The sequence below is a fragment of the Psychrobacter sp. 1Y4 genome (assembly GCF_051847555.1).
Genome location: NZ_JBPYDE010000084.1, coordinates 1 through 1264 on the forward strand (window position 1 = coordinate 1; position 1264 = coordinate 1264).

The 1264-nt window shown below is 48.0% G+C and carries 2 protein-coding genes; one reads left to right on the forward strand and one right to left on the reverse strand.

The genetic code is table 11. The features are described from left to right. The coding region (locus ACS8FC_RS14335; RefSeq protein ID WP_439297253.1) for an NUDIX hydrolase at positions 1 to 386 on the forward strand (386 nt) is incomplete at its 5' end. 10 nt (positions 387 to 396) lie between these two features. On the opposite strand, the gene ACS8FC_RS14340 is transcribed toward ACS8FC_RS14335, so the two are convergent. Continuing rightward, positions 397 to 1264, reverse strand: an 868-nt coding sequence (locus ACS8FC_RS14340; protein WP_439297254.1) for an oxygenase MpaB family protein, incomplete at its 5' end; no start/stop codon positions are given.

Genomic DNA, 1264 nt, shown 5'->3' on the forward strand with positions numbered 1-1264 from the left:
CCGCGTTACGTGAAGCCTGTGAAGAGACGGCGCTACCACCTAATAAAGTGCAATTGCTGGGGCAACTGCCGATCCAAACGTCCAAAAGCGGTATGAGCGTACGTCCAATTGTCGCACTCATCGCTCCAGGTCTGGTGTTAGTTCCTGAAGTGGGAGAGATATCACGTATTTTTTGGGCGGATTTAGAGTCGTTAGTCAACCAGCCAACGGTAGAGTATGCGGTAGAATATAAAATGCAAGAACAAACCGCGACCATACTGACGCCGAGTTGGCAAGTAGATGGTGAGACAGTATGGGGACTGACAGGGCGTGTCATTGCTAACCTGCTAGAAACAGGATTCGATCGTCAGCTAGAATGGTATTACCGCGTAGAAAACAAACGCTGATAGATATCATCTACTTATAATAATCATCATTTTTCTTAAGCCACCAGTTCATATTGTCTTGGCGTTTGGCACGAAATGCTTCTAATTTTTGGGCGACCGTTGTATTGTGCTGCCGTGCAGTATCAAGGGCAAAAAGAATCGGCACGGAAGACAATACGCCAAAGCGTATCTTTGATTTTGGTAAAGCTAAGCCGTCACCAATATCATCACCAACCAAGGTGCGCGTCACACTGGCATTGACCATCTCCACAAAGCGTCCACGTCGATTGTCTTCGCCCATTAACTGACGCGGCAGATCATGCAAGGCTTTCGCCAGTGGCTGACCCATCTTAAAGTCTAGCTGTTGTATCGATAGGTAGGTATACAGCCATTCCCAGCTAGCCGCTTCATCTTTTGGCAAACGCTCTAAATCAACGCCCATCCAGTAGCTGGCAAGATTCCATAAGTGCAAAATACCTTCTGCTTCCTCGGGGCTAATACGGGCGCCGAGCAGTCGTAGGCCGCGCATAATCAATAATGAAAACTGTAAATGGGTGGCAATCATGTCGGTTTGGTTAATCGGCACGCCCCAATAATTGGTATTCCAGCTACCATCAGGATTGTGATGTTGGTCGGCGTTTGGTATCACACCAGCTGCTGCATTGCCCTTACCTTTGAGCAAGTTCTGCCGTACCAATGTATGAATCTGACGTACTTTGATGGATTGTCGCCAGCCCTCAGAGCCAATCGCCAATACTTGATCGATAGGTTGAGAGTGATTGCCCATGCTCATATCTGATTGTGGATGCTCAGATACCGCCAAGATATAGGCATAGGTACGCATAAGCCGTGGTAGCGCATCGTGCATCAACGCGCCAGTCTGAATGAGTGGTAGTGAT